A 22,577-nucleotide genomic window follows, 5' to 3' on the forward strand; every position below is an offset into this window, starting at 1 on the left:
TTCTGGACAGGGCAGGCGCGGACCGTCTAGTCTCCGGATCAAACGGGGCGACAAACGACCCCGATCCAGAGGCAGTGATGCAGTTTCCAGAGAGGTTTTCGGACCTTCCTCCTTACGCGTTCCCGCGTCTCCGCAGCCTGCTCGACCACCATGAACCGGGGGGCGAGCCGCTGGCGATGACGATCGGCGAACCGCGCCACCCGATGCCCGGCTTCGTCGCCGAGGTGCTTGCGGGTGCCGTGGAGCAATTCGCCAAGTATCCGCCGAACGAAGGCACGCCGGAGCTGCTCGACGCGATTTCCGGCTGGCTTGGCCGGCGTTACGGCGTCGATGTTGCACCGGATCGGCTGACGGTGCTGAACGGCACGCGCGAAGGGCTCTACAATGCCGCGATGGCGCTGTGCCCGGAGACGAAGAACGGCGCGCGCCCAGTGGTGCTGATGCCGAACCCGTTCTACCAGGTCTACGCCGTGGCCGCGCTGTCGGTCGGGGCCGAGCCGGTCTACCTGCCCGCGCGGGAAGAGACCGGGTTCCTGCCCGACCTCGACGCGATCCCGGCGGAGCTTCTGGACCGGACCGCGATCTTCTATCTCTGCTCGCCGTCGAACCCGCAGGGCGCCGTTGCGGATGAGGCCTACTGGACCAGGCTGCTCAACCTCGCCGAAGCGCACGACTTCAAGGTCTTCGCCGACGAGTGCTACTCTGAGATTTACCGCGACGTGCCGCCGCCCGGCATTCTCGCCGTCGCGCAGGCAATCGGAGCCGACCCCGAACGGGTCGTTGCGTTCCATTCACTGTCGAAGCGGTCGAACCTGCCGGGCCTGCGTTCGGGCTTCGCCGCGGGCGGGCCGGAGAGCATCCGCCGCCTTCGCCAGCTTCGCAACTACGCCGGGGCGCCGCTGCCGCTGCCGCTTCAGCGAGTGGCCGAGGCCGCCTGGTCCGATGAGGACCATGTCGTTGAAAATCGGCGGCTTTACGCAGAAAAATACCACGCGTCTGACGCAATTCTGTCCGACATTGGGCGCTATCATGCCGCGAAGGCCGGATTTTTCCAGTGGCTGCCCGTGGAGGACGGGGAGTCCGCCGCGTTGACGTTGTGGAAGGAAACGGGCGTGCGTGTGCTGCCCGGCGCCTATCTTGGGCGAGATGACGGGACGGGCAACCCCGGCACCGGATACATCCGGGTGGCCATGGTGGCCCCGTTGGACGAGACGCAGCGCGGGCTCGAATTGATCCGCAACTGCCTGTACGATTAAGGGAGCAGGAATGGCCTATCAGACCCGCCAGCGAGATCCGCTACTGGACAGCAACATGCAGGCCGCGCTCGAAAAACGCGGCGCGGAGCTGATCGGCATCGTTCTCGTGCTGGCGGGCCTCGCCTTCTTCGCGCTGCTCTGGAGCTACACGCCCGACGACCCCTCGTGGTTCTCCGCCACCGATGCGCCGGTGCAGAACTGGCTGGGCCAGACGGGTGCCGCGATCGCCGCGCCGATGTTCATGATCGTCGGCTGGGGCGGGATCGGCATCGCCGTGCTGCTGATCGCATGGGGCCTGCGCTTCACGCTGCATCGGGGACAGGAGAGGGCCATCGGACGGCTGATCTATGCGCCGATCGCCGTCGCGCTCGTGTCGATCTACGCATCCTCGCTGGAGCTCCCCGCGGGCTGGAGCCACAACACCGGCCTCGGCGGCAGTTTCGGCGACACCGCGATGTCCATTGCCCTGACGATCGTGCCCGTGAGCGCGACGATCGGGATCAAGATCATGTCCTTCATCTTCGCGCTGTTCCTGCTGATGCTCGGGCTGTTCGTCCTCGGCTTCACCCGGGACGAGGTGACATCCGGCCTGCGCTTCATGGCCGTCGGTCTCGTGATGACCTACGCGATGATCCTGCGTGGCCTTGGCCAGGGCGCCCGCGCCGCCGCGACGGGCACCGCAGCGATGCAGGCGCGTCGTGCCGAAGCCCGCGCGACCCGCGAGGTCGAGGAGCCGATGGTCGAGCCGTCGCTGCAGGGATCCGACCGGGTCGCCGCCGTGGTCCGCGCCAAGCGTGCCTCGATGGAGCAGCAGACCGCCCCCGCGCCCGAAGAGGCGGAGGACAACGGCGGTTTCGGTCAGGTCCTGCGCGACCGGATGGAGGGCCGCCAGGGCCTCCTGTCCCGTGTGGGTCTGCGCAAGCGTCCCGAGGCGGAAGAGATCGACAACGACGAGGACATGACGCTCGTCGAGGACGACAAGGATGCCGGCGACGACCGTATCCGCTCGCGCATCAGCGACGTCATCAAGTCCCGCGTGCGCGGTCCGCTGACGGCCGGGTCGTCTCGCGTGGAAGCGGCCGTGCGCCAGCGTGGCGGACCCGCACCGCTGATCTACAAGGCCCGCGAGGAAACGCCCGAAGTCGAACGCGTCGAGCCCCCCGTGACCGGCACGGGCCGAGTTGCGCCCTCCCGCGTGCGGCCGGCCGCCGCTGCGCCGGCGGGTGACGACGATCAATCCGACATCATGAGTCGTGTCGCGGCGCAGGCGATCGATCCGCGCACCGCGCCCGAGGACGAGGATTTCGATCCCGAGACGATGATGATGCCGCAGTCGGAGCTGGTCGACGGTCCGCCGCCGAAGCTCGATCATCCGAAGTTCGCAGCCCAGCATGTGCCGCGCTCGCCCGCCCCGCCCGCGCCGCAGGAGCCCGAGCCGCCGCGCGCCACGCAAGACGCTGCCCGCGTGCAGCAGACGCCGCGCAAGACAGTCGGCAAGTCCCGGCAGGCGATGGCCGAGGCGCAGCCCGGGCTTCGCTTCGACGAGAGCCAGGAGGCCTACGAGTCACCGCCGCTCAATCTTCTGACGAGCCCCGACAACATCACGCGCCACCACCTCGCCGACGAGGCGCTGGAGGAGAACGCGCGGATGCTGGAGAACGTGCTCGACGATTACGGCGTGAAGGGCGAGATCACCTCTGTCCGTCCCGGCCCCGTCGTCACGATGTACGAACTCGAGCCGGCGCCGGGCCTCAAGGCCTCCCGCGTGATCGGGCTTGCCGACGACATCGCGCGGTCGATGTCGGCGCTGTCCGCGCGTGTCTCGACCGTGCCGGGCCGCTCGGTCATCGGGATCGAACTGCCCAACGACAACCGCGAGATGGTGGTCCTGCGCGAGATGCTGGCCTCCCGCGATTTCGGCGACGGCAACCAGCGCCTGCCGCTGGCGCTCGGCAAGGATATCGGCGGCGATCCGATCATCGCGAACCTCGCCAAGATGCCCCACCTGCTGATCGCGGGGACGACCGGTTCGGGCAAGTCCGTAGCGATCAACACGATGATCCTGTCGCTGCTCTACAAGCTGACGCCGGAAGAATGCCGGCTGATCATGATCGACCCGAAGATGCTGGAACTCTCCGTCTACGACGGCATCCCGCACCTGCTGTCCCCTGTCGTGACCGACCCCAAGAAGGCCGTCGTCGCGCTGAAGTGGACCGTGGGCGAGATGGAGGACCGCTATCGCAAGATGTCGAAGATGGGCGTCCGCAACATCGAGGGTTACAACGGCCGCGTGAAGGACGCGCTGGCGAAGGGCGAGATGTTCTCGCGCACCGTGCAGACGGGTTTTGACGACGAAACCGGCGATCCGGTGTTCGAAACCGAGGAATTCGCCCCCGAGGCGATGCCCTACATCGTCGTCATCGTCGACGAGATGGCCGACCTGATGATGGTCGCCGGCAAGGAGATCGAGGCCTGCATCCAGCGCCTGGCGCAGATGGCGCGGGCGTCGGGTATCCACCTCATCATGGCGACGCAGCGTCCGTCGGTCGACGTCATCACCGGCACGATCAAGGCGAACTTCCCGACCCGGATCTCCTTCCAGGTGACCTCGAAGGTCGACAGCCGCACCATCCTCGGCGAGCAGGGTGCGGAACAGCTGCTCGGCCAGGGCGACATGCTCTACATGGCGGGCGGCGCGAAGATAACCCGCGTGCACGGGCCGTTCGTCTCGGACGAGGAAGTCGAAGAGATCGTCTCCCACCTCAAGCAGTTCGGTCCGCCCGACTACAAGTCCGGCGTGGTCGAAGGCCCCGATGAGGACAAGGAGAGCGACATCGACGCCGTGCTCGGCCTCGGTGGCAGCGGGAGCGGCTCCGATACGGAAGATGCGCTCTACGACACGGCGGTGCATATCGTCGCGAAGGACCGGAAGTGTTCCACGTCCTACATCCAGCGCAAGCTTGCCATCGGCTACAACAAGGCCGCGCGCCTTGTGGAGCAGATGGAAGAGCAGGGCGTCGTCAGCCCGGCAAACCACGTCGGCAAGCGCGAAGTGCTGGTCCCCGAAGTCTGATCCAGTTGGGAGGGCGGGGCTATCCCGCCCTTTTCAGTCGGTCCGGCGCGGGCGGAGTGCCTTTTCCTCCACCCTGATGCGCAAAGTCAGCATCGCCGCGTTCAGCAGGCTGAAGATCAGAGCCACCCACGTCAGGCCAAGGACGAGCGGCGCGACCGCGATCTCGGCGACGACCAGCGTGTAGTTCGGGTGTTTCAGCCAGCGGAACGGGCCCGAGGTGACAAGCGGCGTGTCGGTGAGGATGATCCGTGTCGTCCAGCGCCGGCCGAGCGTGGCGAGGATCCAGATCCGCAGCACCTGCAGCAGCGCGAAGATGAAGAGCCAGCCGGGGCGCACGATTTCATCCCACCCCGTCACAACGATCGCGGCGAGCCACGCGGCGTGGAGCGCGACGATCAACGGGTAATGCCCCGCCCCGATCTCTGTCGCGCCCTCGGCCAACAGGCGTCGCGTGTTCGACCGGGCGAGCACGAGTTCGCCGAGCCGCTGGAAGAGCAGAAAGCCCAGGAAGAGTGTGGTTGCGAGCGTCATGACGTCGCCTTGTCCGTGATCGAGAGCGGCAGGAACGAGGCCGTGAACCCCGGGCCGAGGGCGCAGGTCAGCGTCTGCCCCCTGAGCCCGTTGGCCAGCGCCGCCTCGAGCACGAAGAGCACCGTCGGCGCCGACATGTTGCCGTGCTGACGCAGGACGTCGCGCTCCTCTGCAAGGCTGCCGGGCACGATGTCGAGCGCCGCTTCGATCGCCTCCACCACCCGGGCCCCGCCGGGATGGCAGATGAAGCGGTCGATTTCGGACCGGTCGAGCTCGTTGGCGGCCAGCGCATTATCGGTGGCTGCCGCGAACTCCCGGTTCACGAAGTCCGGGATCGAGCGATGGAAGATCACGCCGAGCCCCGTGTCGTCGACGTCCCATCCCATGATGTCGAGCGTATCGGGCCAGGTCTTCTGAACGGGCCGTCCGGCACGTATGTCAGGGCCCGTGGCGGCGGCATCGGTCGACAGGCAGGCCGCGGCCGCGCCGTCGCCGAACAGGATGGCGGCGATGAGATCGGCCTTGCCCATGCGGTCGGGACGGAACGAAACCGTGCAGGCTTCGATAACCACCAGCAGAACCTTGGAGCCGGGGCGGGCGGTGGCGAGTTCGGACGCGACCGAAAGGCCGGAAACGCCGCCCGCGCACCCAAGCCCGAAGACCGGCACGCGCATCACGTCATCGCGGAATCCCATCTGCCCGGCGACCTGCGCCTCGAGCGTCGGTGTTGCGATCCCGGTCGAGGAAACGGTGACGATCGTGTCGACCTCCTCCGCCTGCCATCCCGCCCGCTCAAGCGCGGCGCCCGCCGCATCGAAAAAGAGAGCCCGTGCGCCGTCGAGATACAGCGCGTTCCGCTCTTTCCAGCTTCTGGGCTCGCGGAACCAGTGAAGCGGCGCCACGGAATGGCGCGTCTCGACTCCTGACGTCCGGAAGGAGCGGGACAGCCGGTCGAACTCGGGGAATGTCTGGCCGAAGATGTCGCGGGCAGTGTCTGCCACCACGTCTTGCGGCATGAGGTGTGGGGGGACCGCCGTTGAGACGGAATGGATACGGGTCTGCACTGTGCCTCTCAGGGACTGCTCGGAAGGACTCCGTCGCGATCTTCGATGCACTGACCCGCGCCGGCATGATGCCGGGTGCCGCCAAGATCCTTGACGATGGAGAAACGGCGGAACCCTCGTGAGGTTCCGCCTTGGTCATGACCTCTCAGGTGGCGTCGGCGTGGGCGCCGATGAACCAGGCGTCCTTGTCGATCTGGCGGCTGACCTCGGTGAAGAGATCGCCGGTGTCGACGTCGCCGGCATCTTCGCTCGCCTCGATGGCCTTCCGGAGCTTTTCGCCCACGGCCATGAACCGTTCCTTCAGCGCCTCAATGTGGCTCTCGATCGGTTCGAGGTCGGTGGGGTAGGGCTCGAGCCGGGACTTCTCGGCCGCGGCCTCGACCGTGCCTTGCGGGTAGCCTCCGAGAATCGTGATCCGCTCGGCCATCAGGTCGGCGCCTTCGCGCAGCCGGTCGGCGACCTCGTCGAGCAGTTCGTGGAAACCGATGAAGCCGCGTCCCTTCACCGTCCAGTGCGCCTGTTTCACCGCGAGGGTGAGCGCGACCGTGTCGGCGAGGTTTTCGTTCAGGAGCTCTATGACCTTGTGGCGGGCCTGCGTGGACAGGCCGGAAACGAAAGATTCGGGCATTGTAGTATTCCCCTTGCAGCTTGGTTCAGCGCCCGTCTGTTCGGGCATGTCACCTGACAAATGCGGCGACGCGGGGGGAAGTTCCGCCAGACGTGATTGCCTCGAACGCGGCGTGATATCGCTTAACACGGGAAAATCGGCACAGTCGGACCTATCTGGATGCCAGACATCCGAAATGACCAAGGATTAAACCATGAAGACCTTTCGCTACCTGCTGCTGATGGTGCCGCTGATGCTCGCGGCCTTTTCCAGCGCCGGGCATGCGCAGCAGCAGCTGAGCCTTGCGCAGATCAGCCAGTACTTCAATTCGTTCAGCACCGCGCAGGGGGAATTCACCCAGATCAACGCCGACGGGACGATCTCCACCGGGACGATGTTCATGAAGCGGCCCGGTCGCGTGCGGTTCGAATACAACCCGCCCGAGCGGTCCATGGTGCTCGCCACCGGTGGTTCCGTCGCAATCTTCGACCCCCAGTCCAGCCAGAACCCGGAGCGCTACCCGCTGTCCGAGACGCCGCTGAACATCATCCTCGAGCGGAACGTGGATTTCAGCCGCGCCAACATGGTGACGAACCACACCTACGACGGGCAGGCCACGACTGTGACCGCACAGGACCCGGCGCACCCTGAGTACGGCAACATTCAGTTGAAATTCACCTCCGACCCCGTCGAGCTGCGTCAGTGGATCATCACTGATGACACGGGCACGCCGACGACGGTCGTGCTGGGCGACCTCGCCAAGCAGGTGCAGATCAGCGACAGCAACTTCAACATGCAGTCGGCCATCCGCGACTTCGGCAACTGAGCTTCGCGGGCGATTGACCCTCTCCCTCCCGTCGGACAGTCTTTTCCGGACTGCCGACGGGAGGCCCCTATGAACATCATCCAGAGCCAGGCCGACTGGCTCGCCCGCGCCGCCGAGGTGCTGCCGGGTGGCGGGTTCGGCAATTTCTCCAACGACATCATCATCGCGCGTGGCGACCGTGCGCGGGTCTGGGATCAGGACGGCAAGGAATATGTCGATTACCTGATCGGCTCCGGGCCGATGCTGCTCGGCCATGGCCATCCCGAGGTGATGGACGTCGTGCTGCAGCAGCTCCCGCAGGGGCTGACCTTCTTCACCAACAACACGCTCGGCATCGAGCTGGCGGAGGAGATCGTGAGAGCGGTCCCCTGCGCCGAGATGGTGCGCTTCGTCTCAACCGGCGGCGAGGCGGACATGTACGCGATCCGGCTGGCCCGTGCCTTCATGGGGCGCGACAAAATGGTGAAGTTCGAGGGAGGCTATCACGGCATGTCGGCGGAGGCGCAGATGTCGCTGTCGCCGGCCCGGCAGGTGAACTTTCCGCAGGCGGTGCCCGACAGCGCCGGCATCCCGCAGTCGGTCGCGGACGAGATGCTGATCGCCCCGTTCAACGACCTCGACTACCTCGCCTCTCTGCTCGACGAGCATGGGTCAGAGGTAGCGGGCATCATCATGGAGCCGCTCCAGCGCGTCGTCCCGCCCGAGCCAGGCTTCCTGCAAGGCGTGCGCGACCTCTGCGACAAGCATGGCATCCTGCTGATCTTCGATGAGATCGTCACCGGTTTCCGGCTCGACTACGGTGGCGCGCAGGAGCGGTGGGGCGTGACGCCCGACATCGCGACCCTGGGCAAGATCATCGGCGGTGGCTTTCCGCTCGCCGCAACGGTGGGGCGGGCCGACATCATGTCCCATTTCGACAAGGCGAAGGTCGGTGCGGACAAGTGGCTAATGCAGCTCGGTACCCTGTCTGGCAACCCGATCGCCGCCGCTGCGGGGCTGAAGACGATGGAGGTGCTCCGCCGTCCCGGCCAGTACGACCAGCTCAAGGCGACGGGCAAGCGGCTGATGGAGGCGCACGACAAGGCGCTGACGGAGGCCGGAGTCGACTTCCGTATCGTCGGCGACGCGACGCTGTTCGACGTGGTGTTCGCCGAAGGGCCGATCCGCAACTACCGCGACACGCAGCGCAACGACCTCGGCCAGCTGGGCGCGTTCAATCGCGTCCTGCGAGACAAGGGCATCCTGAAAGCCCCGACGAAACTCTACCCGTCGCTTGCGCTGACCGAGTCCGACCTCACGATCACCGAGGCCGCCATCGAAGCGGCAGCCTCGGCCCTCTGAGCGGTCAGAGCCGGCGCGGGCAGGTCGACAGCTGCGCCTCGTAGAGCTGCGCGCGGGTCGAGATCTCGCCCGAGACGCGCATCAGCCAGCTCTTCTGCAGGTAGCTCTGCCGGGAATAGCCGGTGCGGCCCTCGTGGTAGGCGAGGTACTGGTTGCGCACGTCGTCCAGCGGAATGCCGAGGTTGTCGCGGCTCAGGGTCATGTACCACCCCATGAAGTCCACGGCGTCCCGGATGTCGTCCCGCCGCGCGCCGCGACGCCCGAGCGCCTCGACATATTCATCCCACGTGCCGTCCAGCGCCTGGCTGTAGCCGAAGGCCGAGCTTTGCCGGCCCATCGGAATCACGCCGAGCGCATAGGTGTGCGGCGGACGGTTGTTCGAGATGAATTTGCTTTCCTGATAGATCATGGCCATCAGCACGTGCGGCTTGACGCCCCACTCGCGTTCGGCCGCGCGGAAAGCGCGGGAATAATGTGGTCTCTCCGCGAGAATCGCGCACGCGTTCTCGAGGTTGCTCGGTTGACTGGCATTACGCCCGCCGCAGCTGCCTAGCGCGACGAGAATCACCAGTGCGAGAATGAGTCTGCTCATCTGCCTCTCGCTATGTTCTTTGTTATTAACCTCAGCTTACCTCAAAAAGTGCGCCGAGGGAACGCCCGAGCTGTGCATCTTTGACCGGCATACACCTGATTATCGCTGGTTTTCGACAATCTGTTTCCCTCGAATCGCCCTCCCGGCTGTGGACTCCTTGGGCCGGGGACGGTTACGCATTCGAAAAGGGGCGAACTATGACCATGCTGAAGACACGCGCCAAGTATCACCTTGGACAGGTCGTGCGGCACCGCAAACACCCGTTCCGCGGCGTGGTGTTCGATGTCGATGCGATGTTCAACAACACCGAGGAATGGTACGAGTCGATCCCCGAGGACAGCCGTCCCGCGAAGGATCAGCCCTTCTACCACCTGCTCGCCGAGAACGATCAGAGCTACTACGTGGCTTATGTGTCAGAGCAGAATCTGATCGCAGACTATTCCGGCCGCCCCGTCGACCACCCCGAGATCGAGGAAATCTTCGGGCCGTTCGAAGACGGGCAATACCCGCTTCACGTCCAGCTCAACTGACCCGTCAGTAGCCGAGCGCGCAGCCGTCCTTGCGCGGATCGCTACCCGCTTCGAGCACGTTTTCCGCATTCACGCGAATCGCCTGCGCGCCGCCGATCGGCGTATCGGGGAACCGCACCTCGTGCCCAAGGTCGGCGAGACCCTGCCTCACGTCGTCGGCATAGCCGCGCTCGACCGTCAGCGCGCCGCCAGCTTCGGGGAAGGAGCGGGGGCCGTCGATGGCCTCCTGCGGGTCCATTCCGAAGTCCAGCATGTTGGTCAGCAGCCGGGCATGACCGTTTGCCTGGTATTGGCCGCCCATCACGCCGAAGGGCATCACGACCTTGCCGCCCGACGCCAGCATCCCTGGAATGATCGTATGCATCGGTCGCTTGCCGGGGCCCGCCTCATTGGCGTGGCCCTCCTCCAGCGTGAAGCCGCAGCCCCGGTTCTGGAACAGGATGCCGAACTTGTCCGACGCGATGCCCGACCCGAAGCTGTGGAAGATCGAGTAGATCAGCGACACCTTCATCCGGTTGCGGTCGACGACGGTGATGTAGACCGTGTCCTTGTGCGCATTCTCGGCCCCCGGCAGATCGATGGGCAGGGCGCGGTCCTTGCGGATCAGGCCGGCGAGCTTTTCTGCCGTCTCGGGCGCGATCATGTGCTCGAGCCGCGCCATGTGGTCGGGATCGGCGACGAACCGGTTGCGGGCGTCGTAGGCGAGCTTCGTCGCCTCTGCTTCGATATGCGCACGCTCGACGCCGTAGGGGTCGAGATCGCCGATGTCGAAGTGGGACAGGATGTTGAGCAGCAGGAGCGCCGTCGCGCCCTGACCGTTCGGCCGATGCTCCAGCACGTCGTGACCGGAGTAATGGGTGGAGACCGGCGTGCCGATGTCGCAGGCGGTCGCGGCGAAATCCTCCATCGTGTGGATGCCGCCCATGGCGCGGAGCGTGGCAACCATGTCCTCGGCGATCTCGCCCTCGTAAAAGGCCTCCCGCCCGTCGAGCGCGACACGGCGCATGACTTCGGCGATACCGGGGCGGCGGAAGACCTCGCCGATGCGATAGGCCGCGCCGTCCTTCAGGAAGATGTCCCGCGCCTTGTTGCCGAGGTCGGATACCTGCGCCCAGTCGGCGCCGGTGCGCTGCGAGACAGGGACGCCGGCTTCTGCGTAATGGATCGCGGGTGCGAAGAGGTCGGCGATGCTTCGGGTGCCCCACTCCTTCGCCATGCGGCAGAAGGCGTCGATGGCGCCGGGGATCGTCACTGCAACGGCATGGTTCGCGGGAATGGAGGACAGCCCCTCGCCGCGCAGCGCCTCGGCCGACAGGCCGGCGGGCGCGCGGCCCGATCCGTTGACCGCAATGACGTCGCCTTCGGGCGGTGCGATCAGCGCGAAGCAGTCGCCGCCGATTCCCGTCATCATCGGTTCGCAGATCTCGAGAAGTGCGGCCCCGGCGATCGCGGCGTCGACGGCATTGCCGCCCGCCTCGAGCATCTGCACCGCCACTTTCGCAGCCAGCGGATGCGAGGTGGCGCACATTCCGTTCATCGCGAAAACGGGCGAGCGGCCGGGCAATTGCAGATCGCGCATGGGGTCTCCTCCTGTATTGCCGGACGGACACTACGGATGCGCGGGAGGTTTGCAATCGGGGGGAGGTAGACCTCGACGCCGCGTACTGGGTGGGGGCTGTTACACGCGGCGCCGAGGGAAGCTATATGCAGCTACAAGACAATGTATGTCGTTCCATTCGGGCTCGGGTTAGGAGCCTTTGGGGCGTTCGTGAGGCACGAGGGAAACAACCATGTCCGAAATGGCAACAATCGACCGGATCGACTACGACCGGATCTCTCCCGTGATCGCTTCGCTCACGGAGGGCGAGGATGACGTGGTCGCGCTGATGGCGACCGTGGCGTGTGAACTGCATCACGCCGACTCGCGCTTCGACTGGACGGGGTTCTATCGCGTCACTTCGCCCGGCCTGCTGAAGATCGGTCCCTACCAGGGCGGGCACGGCTGCCTCGTCATCCCGTTCGAGCGTGGCGTCTGCGGCGCCGCAGCCCGCACCGGCGAGGTTCAGCTGGTCGACGATGTCGAGTCCTTCCCCGGTCACATCGCCTGCTCCTCCTCCACCCGGTCGGAGATCGTGCTGCCGGTATGGAATGGCGCGGGCGAGCTGCTTGGCGTTCTCGACATCGACAGCGACCGGCCCGGTGCCTTCGATCAACGCGATGCGGACGGGCTGACCGCGATCCTGAAGGCGACGTTCGGCCGCCTGTGATGGACGACGTCTACCGCCCGCCCGACGTGCCGCTTTCGGTGCTGCACGAGGATCACGAGCTGCTCTTCGTCGACAAGCCCGCCGGCCTTCTGTCCGTTCCCGGCAAGGGAGAGCACCTGGCTGACTGCCTGATGAGCCGTATCCAAGCGGCCTTTCCGACGGCGCTGCTGGTGCATCGGCTCGACAGGGATACGTCCGGCGTGATGGTCTTCGCGCTCTCGCCCCATGCGCAGCGCCACCTTGGGCTCCAGTTCGAGAAGCGTCAGGCGAAGAAGACCTACGTCGCGCGGCTGCACGGGCGGCTCGAGGAAAAGACCGGGACGGTGGATCTGCCGATTGGCGTCGACTGGCCGAACCGCCCCCGGCAGATGGTCGATCACGAAAACGGCCGTGCGGCGCAGACCGGATGGCGCGTTCTGAAGCAGTCCGAGGCGGAGACGCGGGTGCGCCTGATGCCGAAGACCGGCCGCTCGCACCAGCTGCGCGTACATATGCTGTCGCTCGGGCACCCGATCGTGGGCGACCCGCTCTATGCCGCCGAGACCGCCGGTCGGTACGAGCGCATGATGCTGCACGCCGAGGAGCTGCAGCTGCGCCATCCCGACGGCGGGCGCGGCATCCGGATCAGGGCGAAGGCGCCCTTCTGAGCGCCTCTTCGACGGCAGTGCCTTCATCGGGCCGAATCTCGTGGCCGCCCTCGTGCCAATGCAGCTGAACGTCGGCCCCCTGCGACCGGTACCAGTCCGCAAGGCGCGACGTCAGGTCCGGCGGGCAGATCGGGTCCCGCTTGCCTGCCGTGATGAGCACATCGCGGCCCGCGAGCGCGGGCGCGTCATCAGGCGTGAAGGGGATCAGCGGGTGCAGCAGGATCAGCCGGTGCACCAGCTCGGGCCGGGCGAAGGACACGGAGGCGAGGATGTTCGCACCGTTGGAGTAGCCCATGCCGATGACGTGGGTCGCGCCGGTCCGGGCGATTTCGCCTTCGATGAACTCCGCCATCGCCTTGGTCCGCGCGGCTAGGTCGGCCATGTCATAGACCCCCTCGCCGGTGCGCCGGAAATACCGGAGCGCGCCGCCCTCCGAGACGTCGCCGCGAGGGGAGGACACATGCGCACCCGGCACGGCGGCTGAGGCGAAGTCATGGAACTGCGCCTCTGTCCCGCCCGTGCCATGGAAGGTGAGGAGGAGGGGCGCGCCGGGCGCGCCCTCCGTTCTGGCTGTGACGTAGGTCATCCGTCGATCGGCTCGAGGTGTTTGACCAGCTCGCTGCGCAGGTGCTCGTGCTGGCTCGGCAGTTTGAGGCCTTCGCCAAGGTGATCGCGATCCTCGTCCCGGTCGAAGCCCGGATCGTTGGTCGCCACTTCGAACAGTACGCCGCCGGGGGTGCGGAAGTAGATCGCCTTGAAGTAGTCGCGGTCGATCACCGGAGTCACCTGGAAGCCGGCATCGGCCAGCGCTTCGCGCACTTCAAGCTGACGCGCCCGGTTGTCGACGGAGAAGGCGATGTGGTGCACCGACCCCGCGCCTTGTCGCGCTTGCGGAGCGCCCGGTGCGGCCTCCAGGTCGACGACGTTCGCTGCGTTGCCGTCCGGGCGAACGAAGCGGGTCACGTCGCCTTCGGTCTCTGATGCCTCGTATCCCATGAAGCGGAGCAACTCCGCCGTTGGGCCCGTGTCGGCGAGGCGCAGCGACACGGAGTGGAATCCGCGGATCGCCATGTCGTCGGGCAGGACCTTCGTCCACGGTGTGCGGTCGTCGTCGACCTCGACAAGCGCCAGTTCATCGCCGTCGGGGCCATGAAAGCGCAACTCGGTCGCGCCGAAGGTTGTCACCTGCTCCAGCGCTTCCACCCCGAACGTACCGAGCCGATCGGTCCAGTTCGCGGCGCTGCCGGTCGGGATCGCGAACCGGGTCAGGCCGACTTCGCCCGTACCGTGCTTGCCGCGCCCGGCGTTCGGGAAGGGGAAATAGGTCATCACCGTGCCGGGGGAGCCGACGCCGTCACCGTAGTAGAGGTGATAGACATCGGGGGCGTCGAAATTGACCGTCTTCTTCACGCGACGCAGGCCGAGCAGGTCGGTGAAGAAGGCGTTGTTTTCCACGGCGGAACTCGAGATCGAGGTGACGTGGTGGAGTCCGTTGATCTGTCTCAGCATGTCGAGGGTCCTTTCCGGTCCAACGTTCGTCTGACAACATATCCGCCCCTCGTCCGCACAAAAGGCGAGTTTCCGAACCGGTTCTGTGCATTTCTGCCCGCGGCGGCTTGTGCCTTCTCTTCAAGCCCGTCATGCAAGGCTCGAAATTCCGGCGGGGCGGACCTATCTGCCGGAGTAAGTGAGACAGGCGACAAGGAGAGTTCCAATGAGCTTGCGTATCAACGACACCATTCCCGACCTCACGGTCACCACCGATCAGGGCGAATTCTCGCTGCATGAGTGGATCGGCGACAGCTGGGCGGTCCTCTTCTCGCACCCGAAAGACTTCACGCCGGTCTGCACGACCGAATTCGGTGCCGTGGCGCAGCTCTCCGATGAGTGGGAAGCCCGTGGCACCAAGGTGATCGGCGTGTCCGTGGACGGCGTCGAGGACCACAAGAAATGGAAGGGCGACATCGAAGTCGTCGCAGGGCGGCCCGCCGGTTTCCCGATCATCGCCGATGACGGTCTCGAAGTGTCGAAGGCGTTCGACATGCTCCCGGCCGAGGCCTACCTGCCTGACGGTCGAACGCCGGCCGACAGCGCGACCGTGCGGTCCGTCTTCATCATCGGGCCGGACAAGAAGCTGAAGCTGTCCATGACCTACCCGATGACGGTGGGCCGGAACTTCGCCGAGGTTCTGCGCGCGCTCGATGCGCTTCAGACGAGCACCAAAGAGGGCGTCGCCACGCCGGCCAACTGGGCCCCGGGTCAGGACGTCATCGTCCCGGTCGCCGTTTCCGACGACGACGCCATCGCGAAATACGGCTCGATCGACACCGTTCTTCCCTACCTGCGGAAGGCCAAGCTGCCAGCGTAAGTCGGCGGGTTGACCGAGCGGGACCGGACCAGTCGCCGTGCGGTGACCTGGCCGGGTAGCCTTCGGATAGAAAACGAGATCAGGGGCGCCTCCTTACCGGGGCGCCCTTCTACTTTGGCCCGACGCCGCTGCCTTGACCGTTTGCGACGCTGCCCGCTTGTCTGTCACCTGAGCGGGATCCGGGCGTTCCCACACCATTCAGTCAACACTCCGGCGCTGAGGACCGCGGCCCAAAGAAAAAGGCCCGATCGCGAAGATCGGGCCTTTTTCTTAAGGTTTGGAGTGGATCAGTGCGCGGTGACGGTCGCGCCGATCTGAACCCGTTCGTAGAGGTCGATAACGTCCTCGTTGTACATCCGGATGCAGCCGTTCGACGAGGACAGGCCGACAGTCCAGGGCTGCGGCGTGCCGTGGATACGGTAAAGCGTATCGGCGCCGTCCCGGTACAGGTACAGGGCGCGCGCGCCGAGCGGGTTGTCCGGGCCACCCGGCACACCGCCAGCGTACTGGCTGTATTTCTCGGGATCGCGCGAGACCATGCTGGAGGTCGGGGTCCACGTGGGCCATTCGGCCTTGCGACCGATGGTGGTCGCACCGCTCCACTGCATGCCGAGCTCACCGACGCCGATCTTGTAGGCCATCGCGCGCCGACCCGGCAGGATGAAGTAGAGGTTATGGCTCTCCTTGTAGAAGTGGATGTCACCGGGGGTAAGATCGGTGTTCAGCTCCACTTCTTCCCGACGCATATCGGCGGGAATCACGAAACCGGTGTTCGCAATAGCGGGTGCCGCCAATACGGACGCGGCGGCTGACGTCATGAAATGACGGCGAGTCAGCATGAGTGTCTCCTTCGACTATCGAATGATAATGCCGTTAAACGCGGGATTCCGCCAGTCAACTATAGGAGAACGACGCGGGTTCCCTGCGGCACCTGGTCGTAGAGATGCATGATGTGGCTGTTGATCAGCCGCACGCAGCCGTTGGACACGCGGGCCCCGATCGTCCGCGGCGCCGGGGTGCCGTGGATGCGCAGGTAGGTGTCGCCCCGGCCCGGCTGGAACAGGTAGAGCGCGCGCGCGCCGAGCGGGTTGTTCGGACCACCGGGCATGCCGTCTTCGTATTGGGCGTAGCTGCCGGGATCGCGCTCGATCATCTCGGGCGTGGGTGTCCAGGACGGCCACTCCTTCTTGGCGCCGATGTAGAATTCGCCATTCTCGTAAAGACCTTCGCGGCCGATACCGACGGCGTAGCGGATCACGGTGCCATCGCCGCGCGGCAGGCTCCAGTAGAGGCCGAAATCATTCGGGAAGACGTGGATTTCGCCCGGAGGAAGCGGATCGGCCAGGCGGTACATCCGCGGCATGACGACTTCGGGGACGACATAGTCCTGAGCTTGGGCAACAGTGCCCAGCGGAACGGCGGCGCCCGAGGCGAGGGCAGTGGCGATAAAAGAACGACGGGTCAGCATGGGGCAGCGGGTCTCGTCAATGGATCTGGATTTCAGGCGGTGTCCCGAGCAGCGGGAACATCAGCGAATCTATGCCGCTGCCGCAGCGGGTCCAAGAGAATCACTTCCGGTCAGGCGATTGTTTCGCGGTCTGTTGCTTTCCGACAGCCACGGGCGTGTTACCGATCTGTCGTAACGGTCACGTCTTGGCGGGCCGGGACCCAGGCTCGGACCGGGACAAGAAAAAAGCCCCGGTGTCTCCACCGGGGCCTTCAGTCTCGGGAATGGGGGAGCCTTATTCGGCCGCCTCTTCCTTCTTGATCTCTTCGCCGGTCTCCTGGTCGACGATCTTCATCGACAGGCGAACCTTGCCGCGATCATCGAAGCCGAGCAGCTTGACCCACACTTCCTGGCCCTCTTTCAGGGCGTCGGAGGGGTGGTTCAGACGCTTGTTCTCGATCTGGGAGACGTGGACGAGGCCGTCGCGCTTGCCGAAGAAGTTCACGAAGGCGCCGAAATCGACGATCTTCACGACCTTGCCCTTGTAGACGCCGCCTTCTTCCGGCTCCGCCACGATCGAATAGATCATGTCGTAGGCCTTCTTGATGGCTTCGCCGTTCGGCGAGGCGATCTTGATGACACCGTCGTCGTTCACGTCGACCTTGGCACCGGACACTTCCACGATCTCGCGGATGACCTTGCCGCCCGAGCCGATCACTTCACGGATCTTGTCGGTCGGGATGTTCATCGTCTCGATGCGCGGCGCGTGGACGGAGAATTCACCCGCGGTGGAGATGGCTTTCGACATCTCGCCGAGGATGTGCATCCGGCCCTCCTTCGCCTGGGCGAGGGCCTTTTCCATGATCTCGGGCGTGATGCCGGCGACCTTGATGTCCATCTGGAGCGAGGTGATGCCGTTCTCGGTGCCCGCGACCTTGAAGTCCATGTCGCCGAGGTGATCCTCGTCACCGAGAATGTCGGTGAGGATACCGTAGGAGCCATCTTCTTCCAGCACGAGGCCCATGGCCACGCCGGCGACCGGGGACTTCAGCGGAACGCCGGCGTCCATCATGGACAGCGAACCACCGCAGACCGACGCCATCGAGGACGAGCCGTTGGACTCGGTGATCTCGGAGACGAGGCGGATGGTGTAGGGGAAGTCGGTCGCGGCCGGCAGGACGGCCTGAAGCGCGCGCCATGCGAGCTTGCCGTGGCCGATTTCACGACGACCGGGGGAGCCGACACGGCCCACTTCACCGACCGAGTAGGGCGGGAAGTTGTAGTGCAGCAGGAAGTTGCTGCGGAAGTTGCCGTGCAGCGCGTCGATGATCTGCTCATCGTCGCCGGTGCCGAGCGTGGTCACGACCAGCGCCTGCGTTTCACCACGGGTGAACAGCGCGGAGCCGTGCGTCCGGGGCAATATCTGCGTTTCGGCCACGATCGGGCGGACTTCGTCGAGCGCGCGGCCGTCGATACGGCGGCCGTTCTTGACGACGTCACCGCGAAGCACGCCGGATTCCAGCTTCTTCAGGGCGGAGCCGAGGTTCGGATCGGCCTGCTGCTCTTCCGAAAGACCCGCGATGATCTCCTGCTTGACGGTGGAGACCGCGTTCACGCGTTCCTGCTTGTCGGTGATCGCGTATGCGGCGCGCATCTTCTCTTCACCGGCGGCTTTCACGGCATCGTAGAGCGCCGAGTAATCCGGAGGCGTGAAGTCGAAGGGCTCTTTCGCGCAATCCTCGGCCAGCGATATGATGCAATCGAGAACCGGCTGGATCTGCTCGTGAGCGAAGTTCACGGCGCCGAGCATCTCGGCTTCGGTCAGCTCGTAAGCTTCCGACTCCACCATCATCACGGCGTCCTTGGTGCCGGCGACGACGAGGTCGAGACGCTGGTCGGGGTTGTTGCGCAGCCCCTGCATGTCGTCGACGGTCGGGTTCAGCACGTATTCACCGTCCTCGAAGCCGACGCGCGCGCCGGCGATCGGACCCATGAAGGGCGCGCCGGAGATCGTCAGGGCCGCGGAGGCGGCGATCATGGCGACGATGTCGGGATCGTTGACGAGGTCGTGGCTCAGCACGGTGCACATCACGAGGACTTCGTTCTTGAAGCCGGGGACGAACAGCGGGCGGATCGGACGGTCGATCAGGCGGGCGGTCAGCGTTTCCTTCTCGGTCGGCCGGGCCTCACGCTTGAAGAAGCCGCCGGGCACCTTGCCCGCGGCGTAGTATTTTTCCTGGTAGTGGACAGTAAGGGGGAAGAAGTCCTGCCCCTCTTTCTGTTGCTTGGCGAAAGTAACGTTCGCCATGACCGAGGTTTCGCCCAGAGTGGCGATGACGGTGCCGTCGGCCTGACGGGCAACCTTGCCCGTTTCCAGTGTCAGCGTTTCTTCGCCCCACTGGATGGATTTCTTCGTTTCGTTGAACATTCAGCGTATCCTGTCTGGAGGCTCCCACGGGCGGATCCCGTGTCCTCCTGTCACAATGGCGGCCCCATTGCCGCCGACCCCTTCATCATTCCATGCGCCGGGGTCCGGGCGTCACGTCTCAGATGCGCTGCCCTTATAGGAAAAAGGGGCGATTGGGAACCCGCTATGCGCGAGTGCCACAGGTGAGCATTTCACCGCTTCCCGGGCTGGCCGAGGCTGGCGATTTCCGCCGAATGGAGCTTCCAGATGCCGCCGCTTTCGCTGCCCTCGACGTTCGAGCGGCGCAGCACGATATCACCGCCGAACCGCTGCCGGGTCCCGTCATTGAGCTCCGCCTCGATCCGAAGGGGCACGGTCGCGTAGATCGACCCCGCCGCGCCCTCCAACGTTCCCGGCGCAGTGAAGACCCTGACCTCGGCGGTATCGGCATATCCGGCTTCGAACTGATCCAGCGTCTGACCGCTGGCCGCGCCGCCGTCCTCCCAGAAATCGTAGGCGGCAGCATACGACCCCCGGTTAATGGCGGCGAAGTAATCTTCGACCGTGGCACGGGCTTGCCACTGGTCCTCGGGCGTCTGGGCGATGGCGGTGAGAGGGCAGAGGACAAGGAACAGGGCGATGATAAGACGGGTCATGCAGGCCTCCGGTGGAGCGATACCCGGGCAACGTCGATGCCGTTCGGTCAGGTTCCGCAGGCGAAGGTCTCGACCGAGTTCACCGGCGGCTGAGCCTCGGCAAACCGGGCAAGGGCGTCGCGAAGCGCCTCCTCGCTCTCGGGCTCGATCAGGAAGAATTCGACCGTGCCGGAGGCTGCGGTCTCCCTTGGCGTGGTGAGCTGCGCGATGCGGCACCATTCCGCCGGGATCTGGCCGGGGAACCATTCCTCATAGATCATCGCGTAGGTCGCGCCGCTGCCGGCAACGAGGTCGGCCATCCCCTCCGGCGTGCGCTGACCGGAAGCGGCGAGCTTGCGGGCCTCCTCCGAACCGAGCCCCCATAGGTCGAGCACGTAGTCATCGTTGTCCCAACTCGTCCAGCCGAGGTCGTTTACGGCGACGGGTCCGGGGTAGAACTCGGTCACGAAGCGGTGGAGCTGGTATTGCTGCACCTCGACGTTCATCGCCGCGGCCGGCGTGCGCAGCGTCGTGTCGAGGTAGGGCGCGCCGGTGAAATAGAGCGCGCAGATCAGGGCCAGTACCTTGACCTGTCCGCTGAGGGCCCGGAAGGGGCCACGCCACACGATCAGCAGTGCTATGGTGACGGCGGCCACGATGTAGACCTCGTAGCGTGAGAACCATCCGAAATCGCCGACGATCATGTGCGCCAGCGCGGCGATGGCGACGGGCATGGCGACGATCTGCTCCGCCCGCCCGCGCGAGGAGGCGAACAGCAGCAATGCGATGCCGAGTCCGAGGCCGAGCGCCTGCGGACGGATCGCCGACTGACGGATGTTGGCGGCGATCGCCTGCACGAAGTTCCCGCCTTCTGAGGCGACGGCGGCGGAGGCCGCGCTCTTCACCATGACGGAGGAGGGCAGGACCGGCAGCCCGAGCCGCAGCATCGTCGTGACGAACAGCCCGAAACAGATCACCAGCAGCGCCGCCGGGATCAGCGCCGCCTTGCGGTGACCGGTGACCCAGAGCGTGACGATTGCCGTACCCGCCAGCGCCAGCCCCTCGAACCGCAACAGCGGCGCGGCGACGATGGCGGCGATCAGCGTCCAGTCCGCCACGTCCTCAATTGCGACGCGGGCAAGCCCGGTCACGATCAGCAGGCTGGCCAGCACGTGGAGCGTATGCTCCATCCCCGTGTAGGCAAGGCCGAAGCCGTTCACGACGAGCAGCAGCATCAACCCCGAGACGAGCACGATACCGATCCGCCCCTCGAGCAGGTCGTGAAGCACGCCGCCCAGCAACCACGCCACGCCGAGCGAGGCGACGATGTTCAGAACCAGCGGCCCGTACTCTCCGAGGCCGAGCGCGAGCGTGCCGGCGAGCAGGATTGGATAGAGGATGGAAGAGGAGGGAGAGGCGACTTCGCCCGAATTGATCCCGTAATGTCCCTGCAACAGGTTCTCGGCCAGTGCGAGGTGAATGTAGGGATCGTCGAGGGCATAGACAAAGTGGCCCCCGGTCGCGCGGATCAGCGCGAAGTAAAGCCAGACCAGCCCGAGTCCGCAGAGCAGGACCAGGGCGGCCTGGGACCGGGCCCGGCCATTGGAGGCAAGACCCGGCGCGTTCACCTTAGCGGCGGATACCGAGGCGCTTGATGAGGTCCTTGTAACGGTCCTCGTCGTTCGCACGGAGGTAGTCGAGCAGCTTCCGGCGGTGGGCAACCATCTTCAGCAGGCCGCGACGGCCGTGGTTGTCCTTCTTGTGCGTCTTGAAGTGCTCGGTGAGGGTGGCGATGCGCGACGTCATGATCGCGATCTGGACCTCGGGGGAACCGGTGTCACCGTCCTTGGTGCCGTATTCCTTGATGAGCTTCGTCTTCTCGTCAGGCGTAATCGACATCGGGGTCTCCTGTCTGTTGAGTGTCATGGCGCAGGCCGGGATGTCGTCCAGCAAGGCCCGTGGAGGTTCCCGCGGCTCATCCGCGAGAGCCCGCCGCATAAGACAGGATTGCCGTGAAGGGAAGGAAAAATTGCCGCTCAGCCCTTCAGGAGCGTGATGCTGTGCGGTTCGAGCGTCTCCACCCCGTGCAACCGGACGATGAAGCTGTCGTCGGCATAGACTGACAGGCCATCGTCGTCGGCTTCGGTCGTGACCTCTGGCGGCGTCTCGCCGTCGTAGAGGATCTCGAGCCGGTCCTCCTCGGGGTCGAAGTCCATCACTTCCGCGGCGAAGCCTCCGGCATCGAGGGCGAAGACATCCGCCCCGGTCCCGCCGGACGCGATGTCGCCGCTGCCTGCTCGGATCAGGTCCGCCCCGTCTCCCCCGTTCAGGTAGTCCCGCGCCCGGTCTCCGTGTCCGTCGAGCCGATCGTCGCCGGCCCCGGCGTGCATCACATCCTCGCCCGGCCCGCCGTGGAGACTGTCGTCGCCTTCCCCACCGAGCAGCGAATCCGCGCCATCGCCGCCGAACAGGAGGTCGTTGCCGCCACCCCCGGTCAGCCGGTCGTCGCCCCCGCCGCCATCGAGACGGTCGTCCCCGACGTGACCGAACAGGCTGTCGTCGCCCTCCGCCCCGTCGATCGCGTCATCGTGGCGACCGCCGTGCAGCTCGTCGTCGCCGGCGCTGCCCCTGAGGATGTCGTTGCCGTCCTCGCCGTGAATGTAGTCGTCGCCCGCGCCCCCATCGACCTCGTCGTCGCCGCTGCGGGTGAAGATCGTGTCGATTCCATCGGTGCCGTCGATCTTGTCAGCCCCGTCTGTCCCGGCGATCCGTGTCGCAACGCTGCCGTCGGCACCGGGAACCTCCCAGATGCGGACCGTCCGCACGGGATCGTCCTCCCGATCTTCTTCCGGCAGGAGGTCCTCCGCCTCTTCGGTGTCGAGCGATACGAAGCTGCCGCCCAGCAAAGCAATGCCGAGCAGGCCGAGCAATCCCAGCATGTCCAAAGTCCCCGGTGAAACGAGGCTCTCGACATATCACGGGCGCA

Annotated in this window: 22 protein-coding genes; 8 read left to right on the forward strand and 14 right to left on the reverse strand. The window is 65.7% G+C overall.

All coding sequences use genetic code 11. From position 1 onward, the window contains the following. Positions 1-77 precede the first annotated feature (77 nt). Together I8N54_RS00520 and I8N54_RS00525 are read left to right on the forward strand one after the other, a co-directional pair. Positions 78-1,256, forward strand: a complete 1,179-nt coding sequence (locus I8N54_RS00520; protein WP_140194464.1) for an aminotransferase class I/II-fold pyridoxal phosphate-dependent enzyme — start codon at positions 78-80, stop codon at positions 1,254-1,256. Between the two features lie 10 nt (positions 1,257-1,266). After that, a complete protein-coding gene (locus I8N54_RS00525) occupies positions 1,267-4,329 on the forward strand; it encodes a DNA translocase FtsK (protein ID WP_140194462.1) in 3,063 nt (1,020 codons plus the stop codon). A 33-nt stretch (positions 4,330-4,362) separates the two neighbouring features. Here I8N54_RS00525 and I8N54_RS00530 read toward each other — a convergent pair whose 3' ends face one another. From I8N54_RS00530 to dps, 3 genes are all read right to left on the reverse strand, one after another. Continuing rightward, positions 4,363-4,860: an isoprenylcysteine carboxyl methyltransferase family protein gene (locus tag I8N54_RS00530; protein ID WP_140194460.1), complete on the reverse strand. Its 498-nt coding sequence runs from the start codon at positions 4,858-4,860 to the stop codon at positions 4,363-4,365. Further along, a complete protein-coding gene (locus I8N54_RS00535; protein ID WP_408635335.1) occupies positions 4,857-5,975 on the reverse strand; it encodes a type III polyketide synthase in 1,119 nt (372 codons plus the stop codon). The genes I8N54_RS00530 and I8N54_RS00535 overlap by 4 nt, the downstream gene beginning before the upstream one ends. Positions 5,976-6,069: 94 nt before the next feature. Further along, on the reverse strand, positions 6,070-6,552 hold the full coding sequence (gene dps, locus I8N54_RS00540) for a DNA starvation/stationary phase protection protein Dps (protein WP_140194456.1): 483 nt from the start codon (positions 6,550-6,552) through the stop codon (positions 6,070-6,072). A 193-nt stretch (positions 6,553-6,745) separates the two neighbouring features. On the opposite strand from dps, the gene I8N54_RS00545 reads away from it, so the two are divergent. Continuing rightward, positions 6,746-7,357, forward strand: a complete 612-nt coding sequence (locus I8N54_RS00545) for a LolA family protein (RefSeq protein ID WP_140194454.1) — start codon at positions 6,746-6,748, stop codon at positions 7,355-7,357. Between the two features lie 69 nt (positions 7,358-7,426). Then, positions 7,427-8,698 (forward strand): aspartate aminotransferase family protein, encoded by a 1,272-nt coding sequence (locus tag I8N54_RS00550; protein ID WP_140194452.1) that lies wholly within the window; start codon positions 7,427-7,429, stop codon positions 8,696-8,698. Between the two features lie 4 nt (positions 8,699-8,702). Here I8N54_RS00550 and I8N54_RS00555 read toward each other — a convergent pair whose 3' ends face one another. Further along, on the reverse strand, positions 8,703-9,290 hold the full coding sequence (locus tag I8N54_RS00555) for a transglycosylase SLT domain-containing protein (RefSeq protein WP_140194450.1): 588 nt from the start codon (positions 9,288-9,290) through the stop codon (positions 8,703-8,705). A 203-nt stretch (positions 9,291-9,493) separates the two neighbouring features. Here I8N54_RS00555 and hspQ point away from each other — a divergent pair, with 203 nt between their 5' ends. Beyond that, complete coding sequence (gene hspQ / locus I8N54_RS00560; RefSeq protein WP_140195690.1) at positions 9,494-9,820, forward strand: heat shock protein HspQ; 327 nt, start codon at positions 9,494-9,496, stop codon at positions 9,818-9,820. Positions 9,821-9,824: 4 nt separating this feature from the next. Here the strand turns inward: hspQ and ggt are convergent, their stop codons facing one another. Next, positions 9,825-11,399 carry a gamma-glutamyltransferase gene (ggt, locus tag I8N54_RS00565; protein WP_140194448.1) on the reverse strand — a complete coding sequence of 525 codons (1,575 nt, stop codon included), beginning with the start codon at positions 11,397-11,399 and terminating at the stop codon, positions 9,825-9,827. A gap of 211 nt (positions 11,400-11,610) precedes the next feature. On the opposite strand from ggt, the gene I8N54_RS00570 reads away from it, so the two are divergent. Together I8N54_RS00570 and I8N54_RS00575 are read left to right on the forward strand one after the other, a co-directional pair. Further along, complete coding sequence (locus I8N54_RS00570) at positions 11,611-12,087, forward strand: GAF domain-containing protein (protein ID WP_231592563.1); 477 nt, start codon at positions 11,611-11,613, stop codon at positions 12,085-12,087. After that, positions 12,087-12,734 carry an RluA family pseudouridine synthase gene (locus I8N54_RS00575; protein ID WP_140194446.1) on the forward strand — a complete coding sequence of 216 codons (648 nt, stop codon included), beginning with the start codon at positions 12,087-12,089 and terminating at the stop codon, positions 12,732-12,734. Before I8N54_RS00570 ends, I8N54_RS00575 begins: the two co-directional genes overlap by 1 nt. Here I8N54_RS00575 and I8N54_RS00580 read toward each other — a convergent pair. Beyond that, on the reverse strand, positions 12,712-13,320 hold the full coding sequence (locus tag I8N54_RS00580; RefSeq protein WP_140194444.1) for an alpha/beta hydrolase: 609 nt from the start codon (positions 13,318-13,320) through the stop codon (positions 12,712-12,714). The genes I8N54_RS00575 and I8N54_RS00580 overlap by 23 nt on opposite strands. Continuing rightward, the gene (locus I8N54_RS00585; protein ID WP_140194442.1) at positions 13,317-14,243 is read right to left on the reverse strand and encodes a ring-cleaving dioxygenase; all 927 of its coding nucleotides are present in this window, start codon (positions 14,241-14,243) and stop codon (positions 13,317-13,319) included. The genes I8N54_RS00580 and I8N54_RS00585 overlap by 4 nt, the downstream gene beginning before the upstream one ends. 205 nt (positions 14,244-14,448) lie before the next feature. Here I8N54_RS00585 and I8N54_RS00590 point away from each other — a divergent pair, with 205 nt between their 5' ends. Continuing rightward, complete coding sequence (locus I8N54_RS00590; RefSeq protein ID WP_140194440.1) at positions 14,449-15,102, forward strand: peroxiredoxin; 654 nt, start codon at positions 14,449-14,451, stop codon at positions 15,100-15,102. A gap of 287 nt (positions 15,103-15,389) precedes the next feature. Here I8N54_RS00590 and I8N54_RS00595 read toward each other — a convergent pair whose 3' ends face one another. The 7 genes from I8N54_RS00595 to I8N54_RS00625 all read right to left on the reverse strand — a co-directional run bounded on the left by I8N54_RS00595 (position 15,390) and on the right by I8N54_RS00625 (position 22,530). Then, complete coding sequence (locus I8N54_RS00595) at positions 15,390-15,941, reverse strand: L,D-transpeptidase (protein WP_140194438.1); 552 nt, start codon at positions 15,939-15,941, stop codon at positions 15,390-15,392. 59 nt (positions 15,942-16,000) lie between these two features. Next, a complete protein-coding gene (locus I8N54_RS00600; protein WP_140194436.1) occupies positions 16,001-16,570 on the reverse strand; it encodes a L,D-transpeptidase in 570 nt (189 codons plus the stop codon). Between the two features lie 274 nt (positions 16,571-16,844). Further along, a complete protein-coding gene (gene pnp / locus I8N54_RS00605; protein WP_140194434.1) occupies positions 16,845-18,977 on the reverse strand; it encodes a polyribonucleotide nucleotidyltransferase in 2,133 nt (710 codons plus the stop codon). Between the two features lie 191 nt (positions 18,978-19,168). Then, a complete protein-coding gene (locus tag I8N54_RS00610) occupies positions 19,169-19,612 on the reverse strand; it encodes a hypothetical protein (protein ID WP_140194432.1) in 444 nt (147 codons plus the stop codon). A 47-nt stretch (positions 19,613-19,659) separates the two neighbouring features. Then, complete coding sequence (locus tag I8N54_RS00615) at positions 19,660-21,219, reverse strand: hypothetical protein (RefSeq protein WP_140194430.1); 1,560 nt, start codon at positions 21,217-21,219, stop codon at positions 19,660-19,662. 1 nt (position 21,220) lies between these two features. Further along, the gene (gene rpsO / locus I8N54_RS00620) at positions 21,221-21,490 is read right to left on the reverse strand and encodes a 30S ribosomal protein S15 (RefSeq protein ID WP_140194429.1); all 270 of its coding nucleotides are present in this window, start codon (positions 21,488-21,490) and stop codon (positions 21,221-21,223) included. A gap of 137 nt (positions 21,491-21,627) precedes the next feature. After that, complete coding sequence (locus I8N54_RS00625) at positions 21,628-22,530, reverse strand: calcium-binding protein (protein ID WP_140194428.1); 903 nt, start codon at positions 22,528-22,530, stop codon at positions 21,628-21,630. Positions 22,531-22,577: the final 47 nt, after the last annotated feature.

Origin of the sequence: Pelagovum pacificum, assembly GCF_016134045.1 — a bacterium.
In the GTDB taxonomy this organism is placed as follows: domain Bacteria; phylum Pseudomonadota; class Alphaproteobacteria; order Rhodobacterales; family Rhodobacteraceae; genus Oceanicola; species Oceanicola pacificus_A.

Coding starts and splice junctions, on each gene's coding strand:
- I8N54_RS00550 (WP_140194452.1), top strand. CDS start 7,427: ATGAACATCATCCAGAGCCAGGCCGACTGGCTCGCCCGCGCCGCCGAG.
- I8N54_RS00575 (WP_140194446.1), top strand. CDS start 12,087: ATGGACGACGTCTACCGCCCGCCCGACGTGCCGCTTTCGGTGCTGCAC.
- ggt (WP_140194448.1), bottom strand. CDS start 11,399: ATGCGCGATCTGCAATTGCCCGGCCGCTCGCCCGTTTTCGCGATGAAC.
- I8N54_RS00585 (WP_140194442.1), bottom strand. CDS start 14,243: ATGCTGAGACAGATCAACGGACTCCACCACGTCACCTCGATCTCGAGT.
- I8N54_RS00525 (WP_140194462.1), top strand. CDS start 1,267: ATGGCCTATCAGACCCGCCAGCGAGATCCGCTACTGGACAGCAACATG.
- hspQ (WP_140195690.1), top strand. CDS start 9,494: ATGCTGAAGACACGCGCCAAGTATCACCTTGGACAGGTCGTGCGGCAC.
- I8N54_RS00520 (WP_140194464.1), top strand. CDS start 78: ATGCAGTTTCCAGAGAGGTTTTCGGACCTTCCTCCTTACGCGTTCCCG.
- I8N54_RS00545 (WP_140194454.1), top strand. CDS start 6,746: ATGAAGACCTTTCGCTACCTGCTGCTGATGGTGCCGCTGATGCTCGCG.
- I8N54_RS00595 (WP_140194438.1), bottom strand. CDS start 15,941: ATGCTGACTCGCCGTCATTTCATGACGTCAGCCGCCGCGTCCGTATTG.
- I8N54_RS00555 (WP_140194450.1), bottom strand. CDS start 9,290: ATGAGCAGACTCATTCTCGCACTGGTGATTCTCGTCGCGCTAGGCAGC.
- I8N54_RS00590 (WP_140194440.1), top strand. CDS start 14,449: ATGAGCTTGCGTATCAACGACACCATTCCCGACCTCACGGTCACCACC.
- I8N54_RS00580 (WP_140194444.1), bottom strand. CDS start 13,320: ATGACCTACGTCACAGCCAGAACGGAGGGCGCGCCCGGCGCGCCCCTC.
- I8N54_RS00610 (WP_140194432.1), bottom strand. CDS start 19,612: ATGACCCGTCTTATCATCGCCCTGTTCCTTGTCCTCTGCCCTCTCACC.
- rpsO (WP_140194429.1), bottom strand. CDS start 21,490: ATGTCGATTACGCCTGACGAGAAGACGAAGCTCATCAAGGAATACGGC.
- I8N54_RS00530 (WP_140194460.1), bottom strand. CDS start 4,860: ATGACGCTCGCAACCACACTCTTCCTGGGCTTTCTGCTCTTCCAGCGG.
- I8N54_RS00625 (WP_140194428.1), bottom strand. CDS start 22,530: ATGCTGGGATTGCTCGGCCTGCTCGGCATTGCTTTGCTGGGCGGCAGC.
- I8N54_RS00570 (WP_231592563.1), top strand. CDS start 11,611: ATGTCCGAAATGGCAACAATCGACCGGATCGACTACGACCGGATCTCT.
- I8N54_RS00600 (WP_140194436.1), bottom strand. CDS start 16,570: ATGCTGACCCGTCGTTCTTTTATCGCCACTGCCCTCGCCTCGGGCGCC.
- dps (WP_140194456.1), bottom strand. CDS start 6,552: ATGCCCGAATCTTTCGTTTCCGGCCTGTCCACGCAGGCCCGCCACAAG.
- pnp (WP_140194434.1), bottom strand. CDS start 18,977: ATGTTCAACGAAACGAAGAAATCCATCCAGTGGGGCGAAGAAACGCTG.